Below are 1,162 nucleotides of genomic sequence, written 5' to 3' on the forward strand. Positions count from 1 at the left end.
CCGTGTACCCGGCGCGGCTCAGCTCACGGCCCAGGCGCGCGGCACCGCCGTAGGCCTCCGTCCCGCGCGCCATCGCGTGGCCGCCCATCACCCCCACCACCCGCGCCCCGCGCAGGAGTTCGTCGAGGGCGTCGGAGACCGAGTCGTCGTGGACGGCGCGCAGCATCGACGCGTATATGTCGCCGTCGGCCTTGGTCCGCTGGAACCAGGCGTACGCGAGCGCGTCCGGGGTCTGCTCGTACCCCTTGTCGAGCGAGTCGAACAGCTCGGCCGGCGTGTAGAGATGGCCGCGGTAGGGGTCGAACGGGAGATGTGGGACGGGCGGGAAGACCAGGGCGCCGTCGCCCCGGATCTTCGCCGCCGCCTCGTCGCGCATCGGGCAGCCGAGGAAGACGGCGCCCGAGGTGTCCGTGGTGAGCAACTCCCGCGTACGGTCCGTCAGATCGACGGCCTGGACGCGGTATCCGGCGAGGGTGCCGCGGGACGAGACGGTCGCGTCGAAGTCCTCGACCGTCTCGATCTCGCGTTCGTCGTGGTGGGCCGCATGGGCCGGGCTCGTCTGCACGCGCCCATGCTAGGCATCCAACCGCTCAGCCCTGGACGGCCGCCGGGTCCATCCACACGACCTCCCAGCTGTGGCCGTCGAGGTCGTCGAAGGAACGGCCGTACATGAATCCCTGGTCCTGGACGTCGTTGTTGGCGGTGCCGCCCGCCGCGGCCGCCTTGTTCACCAGCTCGTCGACCTTCTCGCGGCTCTCGGCGCTCAGACACAGCAGCACCTCGCTGCTCTTCGTCGAGTCCACGATCTCCTTCTTCGTGAAGTCGCTGTAGCGCTGCTTGCCGAGGAGCATCGCGATGATCGTGTCGCTGATCACGACACAGGCGCACTCGTCGGTGCTGAACTGGGGATTGATCGAGTAGCCGAGCTCCGTGAAGAACTTCCTCGACGCGTCGACGTCGTTCACGGCCAGGTTCACGAAGATCATCTGCTGGTACATGCGGGGGCTCCCATCGGGCGTGTGTGCTGTTCGGTGGGTAGACCGGCCGTCCGTACGAAACTCATCGGCCGGCCAGCGGCAGCGCCGCCAGCTCGGCCACGAACAGGGTCAGCGGGAGGAACAGGGCCAGCAGCGCGCCCGCACGCAGGGCCGCCGCGCTGCGC

At 69.3% G+C, this 1,162-nt stretch carries 1 protein-coding gene and 1 pseudogene; both read right to left on the reverse strand.

From position 1 onward, the window contains the following. Positions 1–565 (reverse strand): annotated as a pseudogene (locus R6V09_RS53535) (LOG family protein); the annotation flags it as partial. A gap of 25 nt (positions 566–590) precedes the next feature. Continuing rightward, positions 591–998, reverse strand: coding sequence for a VOC family protein (locus R6V09_RS53540; protein WP_317888612.1), 408 nt, complete (start codon positions 996–998; stop codon positions 591–593). Positions 999–1,162 lie beyond the last annotated feature (164 nt).

This window comes from Streptomyces sp. W16, from assembly GCF_033194735.1.
Taxonomy (GTDB): domain Bacteria; phylum Actinomycetota; class Actinomycetes; order Streptomycetales; family Streptomycetaceae; genus Streptomyces.